Source organism: Aeromonas sp. FDAARGOS 1418, from assembly GCF_019048585.1.
In the GTDB taxonomy this organism is placed as follows: domain Bacteria; phylum Pseudomonadota; class Gammaproteobacteria; order Enterobacterales; family Aeromonadaceae; genus Aeromonas; species Aeromonas caviae.
This window is the reverse complement of sequence record NZ_CP077387.1, coordinates 3,547,184-3,561,615: the sequence shown is the minus strand read 5'-3', so window position 1 is coordinate 3,561,615 and position 14,432 is coordinate 3,547,184. Positions and strand designations below refer to the sequence as shown.

14 protein-coding genes are annotated in these 14,432 nt (G+C 64.1%); 12 read left to right on the top strand and 2 right to left on the bottom strand.

Annotated elements, in window-relative coordinates; genetic code table 11:
- Positions 1-46: 46 nt before the first annotated feature.
- Positions 47-169, top strand: coding sequence for a hypothetical protein (locus I6L48_RS20905; RefSeq protein WP_302055165.1), 123 nt, complete (start codon positions 47-49; stop codon positions 167-169).
- A gap of 281 nt (positions 170-450) precedes the next feature.
- Positions 451-1,335 (top strand): 6-carboxytetrahydropterin synthase, encoded by an 885-nt coding sequence (locus I6L48_RS16460; RefSeq protein ID WP_161469925.1) that lies wholly within the window; start codon positions 451-453, stop codon positions 1,333-1,335.
- A 67-nt stretch (positions 1,336-1,402) separates the two neighbouring features.
- Here the strand turns inward: I6L48_RS16460 and I6L48_RS16455 are convergent, their stop codons facing one another.
- Complete coding sequence (locus I6L48_RS16455; protein WP_042883130.1) at positions 1,403-3,415, bottom strand: methyl-accepting chemotaxis protein; 2,013 nt, start codon at positions 3,413-3,415, stop codon at positions 1,403-1,405.
- 256 nt (positions 3,416-3,671) lie between these two features.
- On the opposite strand from I6L48_RS16455, the gene hinT reads away from it, so the two are divergent.
- The 10 genes from hinT (at position 3,672) to I6L48_RS16405 (ending at position 13,683) form a co-directional block, all read left to right on the top strand.
- Positions 3,672-4,022, top strand: coding sequence for a purine nucleoside phosphoramidase (gene hinT / locus I6L48_RS16450; protein ID WP_042883127.1), 351 nt, complete (start codon positions 3,672-3,674; stop codon positions 4,020-4,022).
- Positions 4,022-5,443 carry a COG3014 family protein gene (locus I6L48_RS16445; RefSeq protein WP_216987460.1) on the top strand — a complete coding sequence of 474 codons (1,422 nt, stop codon included), beginning with the start codon at positions 4,022-4,024 and terminating at the stop codon, positions 5,441-5,443. Before hinT ends, I6L48_RS16445 begins: the two co-directional genes overlap by 1 nt.
- A gap of 68 nt (positions 5,444-5,511) precedes the next feature.
- Entirely contained in the window at positions 5,512-5,910 is a 399-nt protein-coding gene (locus I6L48_RS16440; protein WP_010674345.1) for a YcfL family protein, read from the top strand.
- Positions 5,910-6,506, top strand: coding sequence for a penicillin-binding protein activator LpoB (lpoB, locus tag I6L48_RS16435; RefSeq protein WP_010674346.1), 597 nt, complete (start codon positions 5,910-5,912; stop codon positions 6,504-6,506). Before I6L48_RS16440 ends, lpoB begins: the two co-directional genes overlap by 1 nt.
- The gene (locus tag I6L48_RS16430) at positions 6,496-7,359 is read left to right on the top strand and encodes a phosphotransferase (RefSeq protein WP_103261853.1); all 864 of its coding nucleotides are present in this window, start codon (positions 6,496-6,498) and stop codon (positions 7,357-7,359) included. Before lpoB ends, I6L48_RS16430 begins: the two co-directional genes overlap by 11 nt.
- Before the next feature lie 51 nt (positions 7,360-7,410).
- Positions 7,411-8,271 carry a DUF6279 family lipoprotein gene (locus tag I6L48_RS16425; protein ID WP_041215412.1) on the top strand — a complete coding sequence of 287 codons (861 nt, stop codon included), beginning with the start codon at positions 7,411-7,413 and terminating at the stop codon, positions 8,269-8,271.
- A 106-nt stretch (positions 8,272-8,377) separates the two neighbouring features.
- On the top strand, positions 8,378-8,845 hold the full coding sequence (locus I6L48_RS16420) for a hypothetical protein (protein ID WP_103259905.1): 468 nt from the start codon (positions 8,378-8,380) through the stop codon (positions 8,843-8,845).
- A 148-nt stretch (positions 8,846-8,993) separates the two neighbouring features.
- Complete coding sequence (gene secD / locus I6L48_RS16415) at positions 8,994-10,796, top strand: protein translocase subunit SecD (protein ID WP_216987459.1); 1,803 nt, start codon at positions 8,994-8,996, stop codon at positions 10,794-10,796.
- Positions 10,797-10,899: 103 nt separating this feature from the next.
- A complete protein-coding gene (gene secF / locus I6L48_RS16410) occupies positions 10,900-11,814 on the top strand; it encodes a protein translocase subunit SecF (RefSeq protein WP_174213908.1) in 915 nt (304 codons plus the stop codon).
- 249 nt (positions 11,815-12,063) lie between these two features.
- Complete coding sequence (locus I6L48_RS16405) at positions 12,064-13,683, top strand: methyl-accepting chemotaxis protein (RefSeq protein WP_041215411.1); 1,620 nt, start codon at positions 12,064-12,066, stop codon at positions 13,681-13,683.
- Between the two features lie 54 nt (positions 13,684-13,737).
- Here I6L48_RS16405 and I6L48_RS16400 read toward each other — a convergent pair whose 3' ends face one another.
- Positions 13,738-14,340, bottom strand: coding sequence for a DUF924 family protein (locus I6L48_RS16400; RefSeq protein WP_053288514.1), 603 nt, complete (start codon positions 14,338-14,340; stop codon positions 13,738-13,740).
- Between the last annotated feature and the right edge of the window lie 92 nt (positions 14,341-14,432).

The window sequence follows — 14,432 nt, the reverse complement described above, 5'->3', positions numbered from 1 at the left end:
ACAGTATTTCACAGTCGAGAGACTGGGAGAGCTAGGAGGAAATCGGATGGAATCACTGCTAAGCGAACTGGAAGACTTTGTTGAGACGCTGGACCTGGCGCCTGAGGAGGAAAGCAAGATCGCGCGCATTCTAAAAAAACTTCGCGATGAAGCCACCGCGTCAGCGTGATGCGGAAGGATTCGGATTGGCCCGCCACTGCGCGGGCTTTTCTATGCCTGCGTGATACGAGATTCTTAGGTAATTTCTTGGGGCATTTTTGGGGCAAAAAGAGGGGTAAAATACGGGGAAATGCGGTGTTTGATGGGATACATCCGAGGCAATAAAACTGGCCTCAAGCCTTATGCCAAGCGGCTTGGCAATGGATCCTGATAGAAATCAATCATTCCTTTGCCGATAATCCGGGGTCATAATATCGCAAACTGCACTTTCTCTGTAGCAAGGCCTGAGTAATGAAGTTATTTGTTAGAGATTTGACTGTGATCGATTCCAGCTATTTATGCGAGCGCCGCGGCATGGTGGGCGAGAGCTGGCTGGTGGACATCGAGATGAGTGGCGAGCTCAACGAGATGAGCATGTTGCTGGACTTCGGTCGGGTGAAGAAGCTCATCAAGTCGATCATCGATGAAGAGGTGGATCACAAGCTGCTGGTGCCGACGGAATGTTCCCTGGTCCATGTCCACGCGCTGGAGAACGACGAGAGCACCGTGGATCTGCTGCGTCCGGGTCGCGCCATTCACCTGCGTTGCCCGACCCAGGGCTTCGCCTTCATTCCCGCCCCCCAGGTGGACAAGGAGTCGGTGACCCGCTATCTGCTGGGGGTACTGGCCAAGCGGCTGCCGGGCAACATCAAGGATCTCTCCCTGACGTTGCGCTCGGAGCGTATCGAGGGCGCCTTCTACCACTACAGCCACGGCCTCAAGAAGCACGACGGCAACTGCCAGCGCATCGCCCACGGCCACCGCTCTCCCGTCGAGATCCTGGTGGACGGGGAGCGTGACGAGGAGCTGGAGTTCAACTGGGCCGAGCGCTGGGCCGACATCTACCTGGGCACCGAAGAGGACAGGGTGGCCCTTGGCGAACTCGCCCTGAGCGAGCGGGCCGAGGCGTCACTGAAAGAAGGGGACGCTCACTACATCGGCTTCAAGTACGTGGCGCCCCAGGGGCTGTTCCAGCTCGCCATGCCGGCGGCGGAGGTGGAGATGATCGACACCGACACCACCATCGAGTTGCTGGCCCACTACATCGCCCGAGAGGTGAAGAAGCAGGTAGGGGACAAGTTCGTCAAGATTGTCGCCTATGAAGGGGTCGGCAAGGGCGCCATCGCCTACGCCTGATCCAGGTTCTTCGCTGCCATGAAAAGGCCCCGCTAATGCGGGGCCTTGTCGTATCGGGTCGTGGCCATCAGGCACTGAGGCGGAAGCGCTGGACCAGCCCCTCCTGCTGCTCGGCAAGGGAGTCGAGCTGCTGGCTGGTCTCGGCGACCCGCTCTATGCCCTGATAGTTGAGATCCGAGATGTCGGAGATGCGGTTGAGGTTGGTGGCGATGTCGGCGCTGGTGGCCTGCTGCTGCTCGGCGGCGGAGGCTATCTGGCTGGACATGTCGCTGATGAGCACCACTATGCCCTGCACCTCTTCCATGGCGTTGTTGGCCTGGGAGCTCTGATCCACGCAGCTGTCCATCTCGCGGGAGCACTCCTGCATCACGTTGACTGCCCGGGCGACGCCTTGCTGCAGGTTCTCGATCATGGTCTGGATTTCGCTGGTGGACTGGGCGGTGCGGCCAGCCAGGTTGCGCACCTCGTCGGCCACCACCGCAAACCCGCGTCCCTGCTCGCCGGCACGGGCCGCCTCGATGGCGGCGTTGAGGGCCAGCAGGTTGGTCTGCTCGGCGATGCCGCGGATGACGTCGAGGATGTTGCCAATCTGGCCGCTCATGGCGCTCACGTCGCCAATCACCTTGCCGGTCTGCTGCAGCTTGCCCGCCAGCTGGTGGGTGGTGGTGATGTTGCCTGCCATCACCTTGCGCCCCATCTCGGAGGCTTTCTCCACATCCTGCACCCGCTCCAGGGTCTGGTTGGCGGCCTGGGCCACCTCCCGCACCGAGGCCTCCATCTGGGTCATGGCGGCGGCGACCGAGGCGGTCTCCTGACGCTGTTTCTCCAGATCCGCCCGCACCGATTCGGTGGTGTGGCGGTTGTCGTGGGCGGCGCTGTTGAGCTGGGTCGAAGCCTGGGAGAGCTGCTTGAGCACATCCCCCATCTGGTGGATCAACAGGTTGATCTGGCTGGCGAGCTGGCCGAATTCGTTCTGGCTCTTGAAGCCGACGCGCTGGGTCATGTCACCCTGGGTCACCTCGGTCAGCACCCGCAGCAGCTCTTTCAAGGGGCGGCGGATGGCCTTGCCCAGGGTGAAGGCCACCAGGATGGCGACGAAGATGGCGATGGCGATGCTGATCCCCTGGGTCAGGGTACTCTGGGTCTGCACCCGATCGGAGGCCTGGATGCTGGCGTTCATCAGCTGCTGGCTCTGGGCGGTGATCCCCTCCAGCTTGTTCTGGATGCTGAGGATGAGCTGGCTCGCCTGCTTGCTCTGCTCGCGCATGGCCTGCTGCTGCTTCATCAGGGCCAGGTATTGGGAGAGCACGCCGTCATTGCCCGTGGTGTCACGCACGAAGCCATGGACGTAGTGGCCCATGTTGTTGTCGAAATCCTTGAGCTCTCCCTGGAGATCCTTGATGGTGCTGTTGAAGCCCTCGATCTGCATCTTGTTGCGCTTGAGCGCCGCCTCGATGGGGGCGGGGATGCTCTGGTTGAGGGCATCCATGGTGGAGAGCTCGATGGCGGAGAGCTTGGTGGTCAGGGTCTCGGAGAGCATCTTGATAAAGCTGTCGTCGATGGTGACCATCATGTCCCCCAGGTTCTTCTTGAACTGGGGCAGGCTGACCTGGAATTGGCCCTTGGCCTGATTGACCTTGTGCAGCCGGGTGAGCAGGGCCTCGTGTTCGCCGGGCAGGGTCTGGGTCAGTTGCAGGTAGTCATCCACCAGCTTGACGAGGGCAGTCATGTCCGCCTGCAACTGGGGATGAACCGCCACCTGCTGCTTGAGGCTGGCGACCATCTTGTCGACCTGGCCCTTGGCCTGTTGCAACTCGGCCACTTCCGCCGGCAGTTGCTTGAGATCCTGCTCGGTCAGCACGTCGGTGAGCCATTTGTTGGCACTGAGCAGGCTTATCTGGGTCTGGCTGCTGGCGAGTACCAGCGGCATGGACTCCTGGGTCACCTGATCCAGGGCGCCGCTGAGTTCGCTCTGGCCGCGAAAGGTCAGTACCGCACTGGCGACCATGACGGTGACCAGGATGGCAAAGCCCAGATAGACTCTCTGTAGGATCGAGAGGTCTGACATTGTTTGTTTCATTATTGTCCCGCTGTCTGTGCAAAAGTCCCTTGCCTGAGTACCCCGTCCCTTTGATACCCTGCATGCCCCGAAGGGGATGCCGTTGTGGTTCGCGGGACGTCTCCTCGCTATCGGTATTCTTCACAATAACTGAAGCGATTGGGACAACGGCTGTGCCAAATGTCGGCTTGTGTCACACTTGGCGCGTTGCGGCGGCCTGTTTGGGAGCCGCTTGAGCTTTGTATTGAATTTTCTTTTTCCTATAAAGGAGTTACCCATGGCGCAAGAAACCATTTTCAGCAAAATCATCCGCAAGGAGATCCCCGCCGACATCCTTTATCAAGACGATCTGGTGACCGCGTTTCGCGACATCCAGCCCAAAGCCAAGACCCATATCCTGATTATTCCCAACGTGCTCATCCCCACCGTCAACGACGTGGAGCCGGATCACGAGCTGGCGCTGGGCCGGATGTTCACCGTGGCCCGCAAGCTCGCCAGCGACGCGGGCATCGCCGAGGACGGCTACCGCCTCATCATGAATTGCAACCGCCACGGCGGGCAGGAGGTCTATCACATCCACCTGCACCTGGTCGGTGGCCAGCCCCTGGGACCCCTGCTGAGCCTGTGATGCGCCTCGTCCCGTCGACCGGCCTGCTGTTGGCCGGTCTGCTGCTGGGAGGCTGTGCCTCCCAGTGGAAAGACATGTTCGTCTCCTACTCGGATCAGATGGTGCCTCTGCGCAACCAGCTGCTGCTGGGCCATGCCGCCGAAGCCCTGCCCGAGGTGCGCGAATCGACCCCGGGGGACGACACCTTCGTGCTCGACCAGCTGGAGAAGGGGCGCATCGCCTGGCTGGCGGGTCAGGACGGCCCCAGCAAGCAGGCCTTTGCCGCCGCCGACAGCCGGCTTGCGTGGGAAGACAATCAGGCCGAGTACCGCCTGAGCCAGGGACTGGCCCAGGCGGGCAGCCTGCTCACCAACGATCAGACCCTGGCTTACCAGGCGCCCGATTACGAGCGCACCATGCTGCACCACTATCTGGCGCTCAACTACTTGCAGCGCGGGGATGCCGACGGCGCCCTGGTAGAGGTGCGCCGTGCCAACCAGGTGCAGGAGCAGGCCCTTAAACGGCGGGCCGACGAGGTGCGCAAGGCCGCGCAGGAGGGGGAGCAGGAGGACGAAGCCGGGGAGATGCGCCAGCTGATGTCGCGCGGCGCCCCCGAGCTCGATCGTCTGATAGGCCAGGTGAAAAACGGTTTCCAGAACGCCTACACCTTCTATTTCTCCGGCGTGCTCTACGAGGCGGCCGGGGATCTCAACGACGCCTGGGTCGATTACCAGCGCGGCTACCAGATAGCGCCGGACAACCAGAGCCTGCAGGATGCCCTGCTGCGCCTGGCCCGGCTTCGCGGCTCTCCCGAGGAGCTCAAGGAGACCGAGCAACGGATGGGCCGCAAGGCGCCGCCCTTGGCCAAGGATCAGGGCCAGCTGGTGGTGCTGTTTGAAGATGGCCTGATCCCGGCGCGCCGGGAGCTCTTCCTGCCGCTGCCCATCTCCACCTCCAGCGGCGATTTTCGTACCTTTACCGTGGCGGTGCCCTATTACGACAATCGGGCCAGCGACGGCGCCCCGCTCACCCTGTCGGTGGGCAAGGGGGTGGCGCAGACCAGCGAGCTGGTGAGGCTGGAGGCGCTGGCGGCCAAGGATCTGCAGGAGCGGCTGCCTGGCATGCTGACCCGGCAGGCCCTGCGGCTGGTGGCCAAGGAGCAGGTGCGGCGCACTGCCGCTAAGGAAGGAGGGAATGTGGGCAACATCCTGGTGGGGATCTTCAACACCCTCTCGGAGCGGGCGGATACCCGCAGCTGGCTGACGCTGCCCGCCAAGGCCTCGAGCTGGCAGGGGATGGTCCCGGCCGGGAACGTCACCCTGACCCTGGGGGCGGGCAGCGCCATGCGCACCCTGCCACTCAGCGTCCACGCCGGGCGCACCACCCTGGTGTGGGTACAGCGCCTGGGGAGCGGTCTCACGACCCGGGTGATGCCCCTCTAGGGGGAACCGGATATGGCAACTCAGATGAATGACCGGTCGGGCCGACGGCCACCGGCAAGGAGAACAAGATGAAAGCACAAGGGTTGGCCCTGGGCCTGGTTCTGCTGCTGACGGGCTGTGCCACCAATACTTCCGGCGTGGCGCTCTATGGCGCGGCCGGTGCGGCGGCGGTGGCCGAGCAGCATCAAAACGTCAACGTCACCCTGACCGAACTCAGCCGGCGCCAGCAGAACGGCCTGTTGCAGGTCAACGTGGCGGCGGCCAGCACCCAGCGTGGTGACAACACGCTGCAATATCTCTTCTACTGGTATGACGACGCGGGGCAGGAGGTGGCCAGCGATGGCCGCGGCTGGACCCCACTCAAGCTGCATGGCTACCAGACCCGCACCCTGTCCGCCCTGGCGCCGAGCCCGGCTGCACGGGGTTACCGGATTTACGTTCGCGAAGTGATGGAGGAATCCTACTGATGAAAATGAATCATGCCCTGCTGATCCTGACCGGCGCCCTGCTGCTGGGCGGCTGCTCCAGCACCACCGTCAGCTATGGCGATCCCACCGAGACCGAGACGGTGACCGTCGATTACGGCTCCTCCGACTTGCAGGCCATCGCCGACAAGATGGCGGATTCCATGCTGGCGTCCCCGGCCACCAGCGAGATCACCGCCGGGGGCCGCCCGGTGATGTTCATGGACTCCATCCGCAACAAGACCTCGGAGCACATCGATACCGAGGCCATCACCGACACTATCCGCACCAAGCTGCTGCGCTCGGGCAAGTTCCGCTTCGTGGACATGAGCAAGGTGGCGGCGGTCAAGCAGCAGCTCGAATACCAGCAGGGCAGCGGCATGGTGGATCCCGCCACCATGGTGCGGCTCGGCAAGCAGACCGGTGCCCGCTACATGGTCTATGGCAACCTCGCCAGCATCGTCAAGGACAACGGCAAGGTGAAGGACGTCTACTACCAGATGACCATGAACCTGATGGATGTGGAGAACGGCGAACTGCTGTGGGCCGATCAGAAAGAGATCCGCAAACAGGCCAAGAAGTCCACCTTTGGCTGGTGAGGACCCGCGGGGGCAGGGGGATCTGGCGGAGCTGGCGCTCCTCGCCAGCCTGCCGGCGCCTTGGGATCAGGGGCGCCTTGAGCCGCTGGGTCAGGGCCTGACCAACGGCAACTACCGGCTTTGCCTCCCCACTGGCGAGCAGGCCTTCCTGCGCCGCGGTCATCCGGATCCGGTGCGCCTTGGCATCGACCGGGCCACCGAGTGGCAGCTCTACCAGGGGGCGGTGGGGCAGGGGCTGGCGTTGCCCTGTCATCACGGCGATCCCGCCACCGGCCTGATGCTGCTGGCGTGGTGCGACGAACCCAACTGGGCCGAGCAGGCGCCGCCTCTCGCCGCGCAACCCCGCCTGATGGCGGAGGTGCTGGTACGGCTGCACCGCCTGCCGGTGCCGACCGTGGTGATGGCGGTGCGGGCCCACAGCGGCGGTTATCGGCAGCGTCTGGCCCATATCCCTCCCTGGCTGCCCGCGCTGGAGCGGGCCCTGCTCGCGAGCCGGGAGCCGGACGACTGCTGGCTCCCTTGCCATCACGATCTCAATCCGGCTAACTTGTTGGGGTCGCGGCCCTGGGTCATCGACTGGGAGTACGGCGCCGCCGGTCATCCTGGGTTCGAGGTCGCCAGCATCCAGCGCACCCACGGCTGGAGCGAAGAGCAGCGGTGCCAGTTGGAGAGCTGCTATCTTGAAGCCATGGACGGGGCACCGACGGGGCTGGGGCACCGGGGATTTCAGGCCGATGCCTTCCTGCCCTGGGTCGATTACATCGGCCTGCTGTGGGCGCTGCTGATGGCCGAACAGCAACCCGGGCCCGAGTATCAGGCCCTGATCGATATCAACCGCCAGCGCCTGGAGTGATGCCAGGCAACGGCCCGCGCGACGCGTGTATTCAATGAATGGGAGGCATGCATGGTGACCACATTCTCATGGCGTCAACCGCGTAGCTGGAGCCTGCTGCTGCTCTGCCTGCTGCTGACGGGTTGCGCCACCCGGGTGATCTACTACTGGCTCGACTCGGCCATCGTCTGGCAACTGGACGACTACTTCTCCCTGGACCGCAGCCAGAAGAAGCTGCTGGACCAGGAGGTGAAGGGGCTGATGGCCTGGCACCGGCAGCATGAGCTGCCCATCTATGCCCGGGATCTCGACGCCCTGGCCAAGGCGGTGGCCAGCCCCATGAGCCCGGCCCAGGTGACCCTGCATCTGGACAGAACCCAGGCGAGCCTGACCCGTACTCTGGAGAATGCCATTCCCCGCACGGTGCGCCTCGCCAAGACCCTGACCGACGAGCAGGTGGCTCGCTTCATGGCCGATCGGGTGAAGCGCCAGCAGGAGCGCCAGCACGATTTTGCCACCCAGTCGAAGGCCGAGATGATCAAGGGCTTTCGGGAGAAGATGAACGAGCGCCTGGTGTTCTGGATTGGCAAGGTGAAGCCGGCCCAGGAGCCCCTCATCACGCAGTGGGCCGAGTGGCAATACGAGATGATGGCCCCCTGGCTCGACTTTCAGGAGGCCTGGACCAAGGAGCTGGATCGGCTGATGAAACAGCGCCAGAGCCCGGATTTCGGCCAGGAGCTGACCCGCTTGCTCCAGCAGGGGGACGGCCTGATGGATGGCCGCTTCACCGGCTACACGGACCAGTCCCGCCAGCGCACCATCCAGTGGCTGAGCGATCTCAGCCACTCCATGGATCTCTCCCAGCGGGCCCACCTCTACACCCTGCTCAAGGACTATGCCGAGGACTTCGAGGGCATGACCCGCAGCCGCTGAGGGTGCGGTGAGACAACACAAGGGCGGCGGGCCCGGGGCCTGCCGCCCTTGTTCTTGTGGGGCAGGCTGTGGTAGCTTGCCCTTTCTATTGTGTGGGAATTAACTTTTGAACCTGACCGACAACGTGAAACTGGCGGCGATGACCCTGCTCATCACCCTCGCATTGTTGTTCTCTACTCTCTCGGTGGAGGGGGTCAAGGTACCCGCGTTCCAGCCCTCGGCCCAGCAGGCCCACTCGCTGGCGGAGGGGGCGGCGCCTGCCGACGCAAGCCCGGCGGCCCACGGCGTCAGCGGCGGTGACGATGGCATCGTCAAGTTCGTCGGCTCCCACCAGAATCACCTGCTGCGCCTCGAGCACTCCCTGAGCCGCGATCATCAGCCCGGCAGCGTGGTCTACGAGCTGGTGATGAGCTGGTCCCAGCAGGCGATCCTGCTGCTGCTGTGCGGCCTGCTGTTCTATGCCGCCCTCTTCTACCCGGGGACGAGCTTTCGCGATCACTTCGCCGGCATTCACAGGCGCCGCCTGCAGCGCCGGCATCTGCAGTACCGCTTCGCCCAGAGCTTCCTCGCCTGATCCCGATGGGGTCAGCTTGCCACCTGTTGCCTCATCTTCTCTCTGTTGCTGTTCACTTTTAGTGAACGGCTAGGCTGTCTTGTTTCATTTTTTTGCACGGTGCGACCCCGGTGTCGCCCCTTGCCATCGCCTGACAGAGGCCGATTTCATGAGAAAAAAGAGTCATACCGTGTTGAACCGCATGAGCCTGTGGCAGTACGCCCTGTTGCTGCTGATGCTGGTCACGTTCGCGTTCTATTCCCTGCCCACCTTCTTCGGTGAGCAGCCCTCCCTCGGGCTGCACGGCCAGTCGCGCCTGAGCGACGCGCAGCGCACCCTGCTGGCCGAGAACCACATCGACCCCCTCAAGCAGATCGCCCAGGGTGGCCGGATGGCGCTGGTGTTCGCCAGCCAGGGGGAGCAGCAACTGGCCAAGCAGTTGCTGGAGCAGCAGGGGCTGGACAGCGCCGCCCTGACCCTGGAGTTCTACTCCAACGCCCCGGCCTGGATCAGCCGGCTCGGCGCCGATCCCATCAAGCTCGGGCTGGACCTGCGCGGTGGCTCCCAGCTGCTGATCGGGGTGGACGTGGATTTTGTCATCGACAACCAGACCAAGAACCTGGTGGATACCCTGCGCACCCGTTTTCGCGAGGCCAACCTGCGCGGCGCCAGCGTGATGCGCACCGCCCAGGGGAGCGTGGCCGTCACCCTGCCCGACGTGGCGGGGCAGGAGGCCTGGCTCTCCATCATCAAGGAGAGCGCCGGTACCCGCCAGGATCAGTGGACACTGAGCCGCTCCGGCAATGCACTGACCCTGGTGCTGAGCGACGCCGAGCGCACCTTGCTGGTGAACAACGCCGTGACCCAGAACCTGTCGATCCTGAAAAAGCGGATCAACGAGCTCGGCATCGTCGAGGCCTCGGTGGTGCGTCAGGGGCAGGACGGCATCCGCATCGAGCTGCCGGGGGTGCACAACCCCAAGCAGGCGAAAGAGGTGATCGGCGCCACCGCGTCCCTGGCCTTCTATGAAGCCAAGGCCGACAGCCGCTTCTTCATGGCGGATCGCAGCGGCCAGGCAGTGGGGCTGGCCCGCCAGCCGGTGCTGAGCGGCGAGCACATCGTCGATGCCCGCGCCAACATGGGGGAGATGGGGCAGCCCCAGGTCAACATCGTGCTCGACACCCTGGGGGGGAGCAAGATGAACCAGTTCAGCCGCCAGCACGTGGGCAAGCCCATGGCCACCGTCTTCACCGAGTACAAGACCAACGCCGAAGGCAAGCTGCGCGCCCGAAGCGAGGTGATCAACGTCGCCACCATCCAGACCGCCCTTGGCAACCAGTTCCGCATCACCGGGATTGGCAGCCTGCCCGAGGCCCAGGAGCTTGCCATGCTGCTGCGGGCCGGGGCCCTCACCGCGCCGCTGAAGATCCTGGAGGAGCGCAGCATAGGCCCGACCCTGGGTCTGCAGAACATCGAGGCGGGCTTCACCGCCCTGGCGTTCGGCATGGCGGGCATGATGCTGTTCATGATGGCCTGGTATCGCAAGTTCGGCTGGGTCGCCATCACGGCGCTGGTTGCCAACCTGCTGATGCAGGTGGGCATGCTGGCGGTATTGCCGGGGGCCGTGCTGACCCTGCCGGGGATCGCCGGTCTGGTGCTCACCGTCGGCATGGCGGTGGATACCCATGTGCTGATTTTTGAGCGGATCAAGGACCGGCTGCGGGAAGGGGGTTCGTTGGCCAACGCCATCGACTTTGGTTATCGCTCGGCGTTTCGCACCATCTTCGATGCCAACATCACCACCCTCATCTGCGCCGTGGTGCTCTATGCCATCGGTTCCGGGCCGCTGCAGGGCTTCTCCATCACCCTGATCCTGGGGCTCATCTCCAGCATGGTGACCGGCATCTGGGGCACCCGCGCCATCATCAACCCCCTGTGGGGCAAGAGCAGCGCCAAGCTGCTGAGGGTATAAGCATGAGTCATCGTTTGTACCACGTTGCCGCGCGTCCGAGCCTGCTCCGCGCCATCCGCTTCCCCCTGGGAAGCCCGAGCCATCTGCCGTCGAGGGAAGAACAATGCTGAGAATGATCCTGGCCATGGGGCTGACCCGCTGGCGCTATATCGGGCTGTGGGCCTCCGTGCTGCTGACCCTGGCCTGCGTGGCCATCCTTGCGACAAAAGGGCTCGCCCTCGGGCTCGATTTCACCGGCGGGATCCTGCTGGAGTTTCGCATCCAGACCCTGAAAGAGGCCCATGAGCTCAATGCTCTGCTGACGGCGCCCCTGGCGGGGGTGGTGGAGCTGCACGGCGCCGGTGTGCCCGGCGAGTGGCTCATCAAGCTGCCCCCCCACGCGCTGCCCTGGGCGGCGGAGGATCTGGCGACCATGCTGGGGCAGCAACTCGCCTTGCCGGTGGAGCTCTTGCGCACCACCATCGTCGGGCCCCAGGTGGGCGCAGAGCTGTTCCAGCAGGGGATGCTGGCGGTGCTGGTGGCCTCGCTCGCCATCTCCGCCTACCTGGCGGTGCGCTTCGAGTGGCGCCAAGCCATCGGCATCCTGGTGTCGGTACTGCACGACGGTCTGGTGGCCATCGGGCTGCTCGCGCTCTTTGACATCGAGTTCGACCTCAACGTCATCGCGGGCCTGATGGCGGTGATAGGCTACTCCCTCAACGACAGCATCGTCATCTCGGACCGGTTGCGGGACTTGCTGGGGTCTCGTACCCGCATGGGGATCCACGAGTGCTCGGACGTGGCCATCAAGGCCACCTTCAGCCGCACCATGATCACCTCGGGCACCACCCTCTTCACCGTGGGGGCCCTGCTCCTGTTCGGCGGCGACGCCCTCTACGGCTTCTCCTTCACCCTGTTCGCCGGCATCCTGGTGGGGACGCTCTCCTCCATCACGGTGGCCTCCACCGTGCAGGAGCTGCTGGGGCTCTCCCCCCAGGCCTACCAGAAAAAAGAGGAGGAGCTGGCCGAGGCGGCGTGACCGGCGAGCGCCCTGTCACGGGGCTCATGGGCGGCCAGTGCGGCCGCCCCGGGCAAAAAAGGAAGGCGAATGCCTTCCTTTTTCCATTCTGCCAGAGGGGGGCGGCGGTCCCGAAGGCCGGGTTGGGGCGGCGGGTGTGACGCGGCCGAGCAGAAGTTGAAAAGTGTAATGAAATGCATGTTTTAGGCGCTATTTTCGGGGCCCGCATCGGCTACCCTGGCAGGGAGTCTATGGATGGAGTAAGCACTCATGAATATCGCTCGTCGGCTTCAACTCATTGCCCTGCTGGTCATGCTGGCCCTGGGGTGTCTCAGCTGGTTCAGTATCAGCAGACTCTCCTCCGCCAATGCGGATCTCAGCTATGTAACAGACAACACAGTCCCCAGCATTTCCACGATCAAGGAGATACAAACAGACTTCTACGCCCTGCATTCATTGATCCAGGCGCACGTGCTCAACACCGACGACGGCAAGATGAGTCAGATAGAGCAGAGCATTGCATCCCTTCACACCAAGATGGACGCCCTGCTGAGCCAGTATGAAAGCGGGATGATCTCCAATGAGGAGGACAGGCAGCTCGTCGCCGATGATCGGCGCCTGGTTGCCCAGTACGGCAAGGCCTCTGAAGACGTCCTGCGCCTGTCCCGCGAGAACAAGAATGTGGAGGCCAGAGAGGCGATCGACACGGAGCTTGCCCCCTTGTTTGAGCAGCTTTCCCAGGCCATCGACAAGCACGTCCACTTCAACATCCAGCAAGGTGACGCCGTCAAGCTGCGAGGCGAGCAGAATGCCGATAGCAGCATGCAGGCCCTGTTGTTCATCTCGGTGGGCACGGGTGCCCTCACGCTGGTGCTCTTTCTCTGGCTGTTCAGGCAGGTCGCCAATCCCCTTCGTCTGGCCATGGCGACCCTGTCCGAGATCCAGCGCGACCTGAACTTCACCCTGCGGGCCAATGTGAGCCAGCAGGACGAGATCGGCCAGACGCTGACGGCGGTCAACCGCCTGCTGGACACCTTGCAGCAGACCTTCACCGAGTTCTCGGTGGGCAGCCTGCAGATCAAGAGCACGGCAGAGTCCCTCTCCCAGGCGGCCCAGCACATGGCGGAGTCGGCGAGTCAGGCCAATGACGCCACCAGCCTTATCGCCGCCGGGGTGGAGGAGATGAGCGTGAGCATCACGGACATCTCCCAGCGCACCCAGGAGACCAGCCGCATCACCAATGAATCCGGCAAGCTCGCCAGTGACGGCGGGGCCACCATAGAGCGCACTGTGCTCGCCATCAACGACATCGCCGACGCCATTCGTCAGGCCTCCCGCGATGTGACGGCGTTGGGGGAGGGGATCTCCCGCATCGGTGGGGTGGTGAACGTCATCAACGATGTGGCGGGGCAGACCAACCTGCTGGCGCTCAACGCCGCCATCGAGGCGGCGCGGGCCGGTGAGCAGGGACGCGGCTTTGCGGTGGTCGCCGACGAGGTGCGCAAGCTGGCGGAGCGGACGGCCCAGTCGACCCAGGAGATCTCAAGGACGGTGGAGGCTATCCAGCAAGGGTCCGAGGCCACGGTGGCCAGAATGGTCCTGGTGGAGGAGAAGGTGGCGCAAGGGGTGGCCATGGCGACGGAAAGCGGGGCCATCATCACCCAGATCCGCCAGGCCTCCCATCGCGTCATGGATCAGGTCGGCGAGATCACCCTGGCCATCCGCGAGCAGACCTCGGCGGCGGAATCCATCGCCCTCCAGGTCGAGCAGATAGCCCAGGTGGTGCAGCAGACCAGCAGCACGGCGGAGGAGACCTCCGCCGCCGCAGAGGAGCTGAACGTGACCACGGAGAATATCCACCAGCAGATCTCCCGCTATCGCATCCAGTGAGGTGCGGATCGGTTGTTCTCTCCCCGCCATGCCCATGGCGGGGATTTTTTTATGTCAGAACCCCGAACCGGGCTGTTGCAGGAAGGCGGCTTCTTCCTCCGTGCTCGCCCTGCCCAGGATGGCGTTGCGGTGGGGGAAGCGGCCAAAGCGATCGACGATCACCTGGTGGCGGCGGGCAAAGTCGGCAAAGCCTTCGAAGGTGGTCCGGGCCGGGTCTGTGGCCTGCTCGTCGGCCAGGGCCTCGAACAGGGCGACGCTTCTGGCCTGCTGCTCTTTGGACTCCGCGTGCTCGAGGGGCAGATAGAAGAAGACCCGGGCCAGCGGCGAGAGCCCCTTGTCGACCCCGAGGGTGAGCCCCTTGAGGCACAGCGCCCTGGCCTTGTCGTCCTGGGCGAAGGCGGCGGGGGTGTGGCGGTGAAGGTTTCGCGGCAGCTGGTCCAGCAGCAGGATGAGGGCCAGGCGCCCTGCGGGATCGTCCTCCCAACGGGCGAGCTCGCCCGCTGCGGCACGGGCCGCCAGTTCGCCGAAGCGTGAGGCCAGCAGGGCATCGGTCTCGCTGCTCTTGCCCCACCAGAGGGGGGCCTGACGGGCGGCACGGGGAGCGTCGTCTGCGTCATCGCCAAACCAGAAATCGAGCAGAGGTTGCCAGGGTTGCATGGGAACTCCTTGGGCCGGTGGCCGTGAGGTGAAAACGGAGCAGGGGATCTGCCATGGGGGGCTGCCGCCGTGGCGGCTTCCCGTTACACTGT

Excerpts from the sequence above, each read along its gene's own strand:
- I6L48_RS20905 (WP_302055165.1), top strand. The coding sequence starts at position 47 with ATGGAATCACTGCTAAGCGAACTGGAAGACTTTGTTGAGACGCTGGAC.
- I6L48_RS16460 (WP_161469925.1), top strand. The coding sequence starts at position 451 with ATGAAGTTATTTGTTAGAGATTTGACTGTGATCGATTCCAGCTATTTA.
- I6L48_RS16455 (WP_042883130.1), bottom strand. The coding sequence starts at position 3,415 with ATGAAACAAACAATGTCAGACCTCTCGATCCTACAGAGAGTCTATCTG.
- hinT (WP_042883127.1), top strand. The coding sequence starts at position 3,672 with ATGGCGCAAGAAACCATTTTCAGCAAAATCATCCGCAAGGAGATCCCC.
- I6L48_RS16445 (WP_216987460.1), top strand. The coding sequence starts at position 4,022 with ATGCGCCTCGTCCCGTCGACCGGCCTGCTGTTGGCCGGTCTGCTGCTG.
- I6L48_RS16440 (WP_010674345.1), top strand. The coding sequence starts at position 5,512 with ATGAAAGCACAAGGGTTGGCCCTGGGCCTGGTTCTGCTGCTGACGGGC.
- lpoB (WP_010674346.1), top strand. The coding sequence starts at position 5,910 with ATGAAAATGAATCATGCCCTGCTGATCCTGACCGGCGCCCTGCTGCTG.
- I6L48_RS16425 (WP_041215412.1), top strand. The coding sequence starts at position 7,411 with ATGGTGACCACATTCTCATGGCGTCAACCGCGTAGCTGGAGCCTGCTG.
- secD (WP_216987459.1), top strand. The coding sequence starts at position 8,994 with ATGAGAAAAAAGAGTCATACCGTGTTGAACCGCATGAGCCTGTGGCAG.
- secF (WP_174213908.1), top strand. The coding sequence starts at position 10,900 with ATGCTGAGAATGATCCTGGCCATGGGGCTGACCCGCTGGCGCTATATC.
- I6L48_RS16405 (WP_041215411.1), top strand. The coding sequence starts at position 12,064 with ATGAATATCGCTCGTCGGCTTCAACTCATTGCCCTGCTGGTCATGCTG.
- I6L48_RS16400 (WP_053288514.1), bottom strand. The coding sequence starts at position 14,340 with ATGCAACCCTGGCAACCTCTGCTCGATTTCTGGTTTGGCGATGACGCA.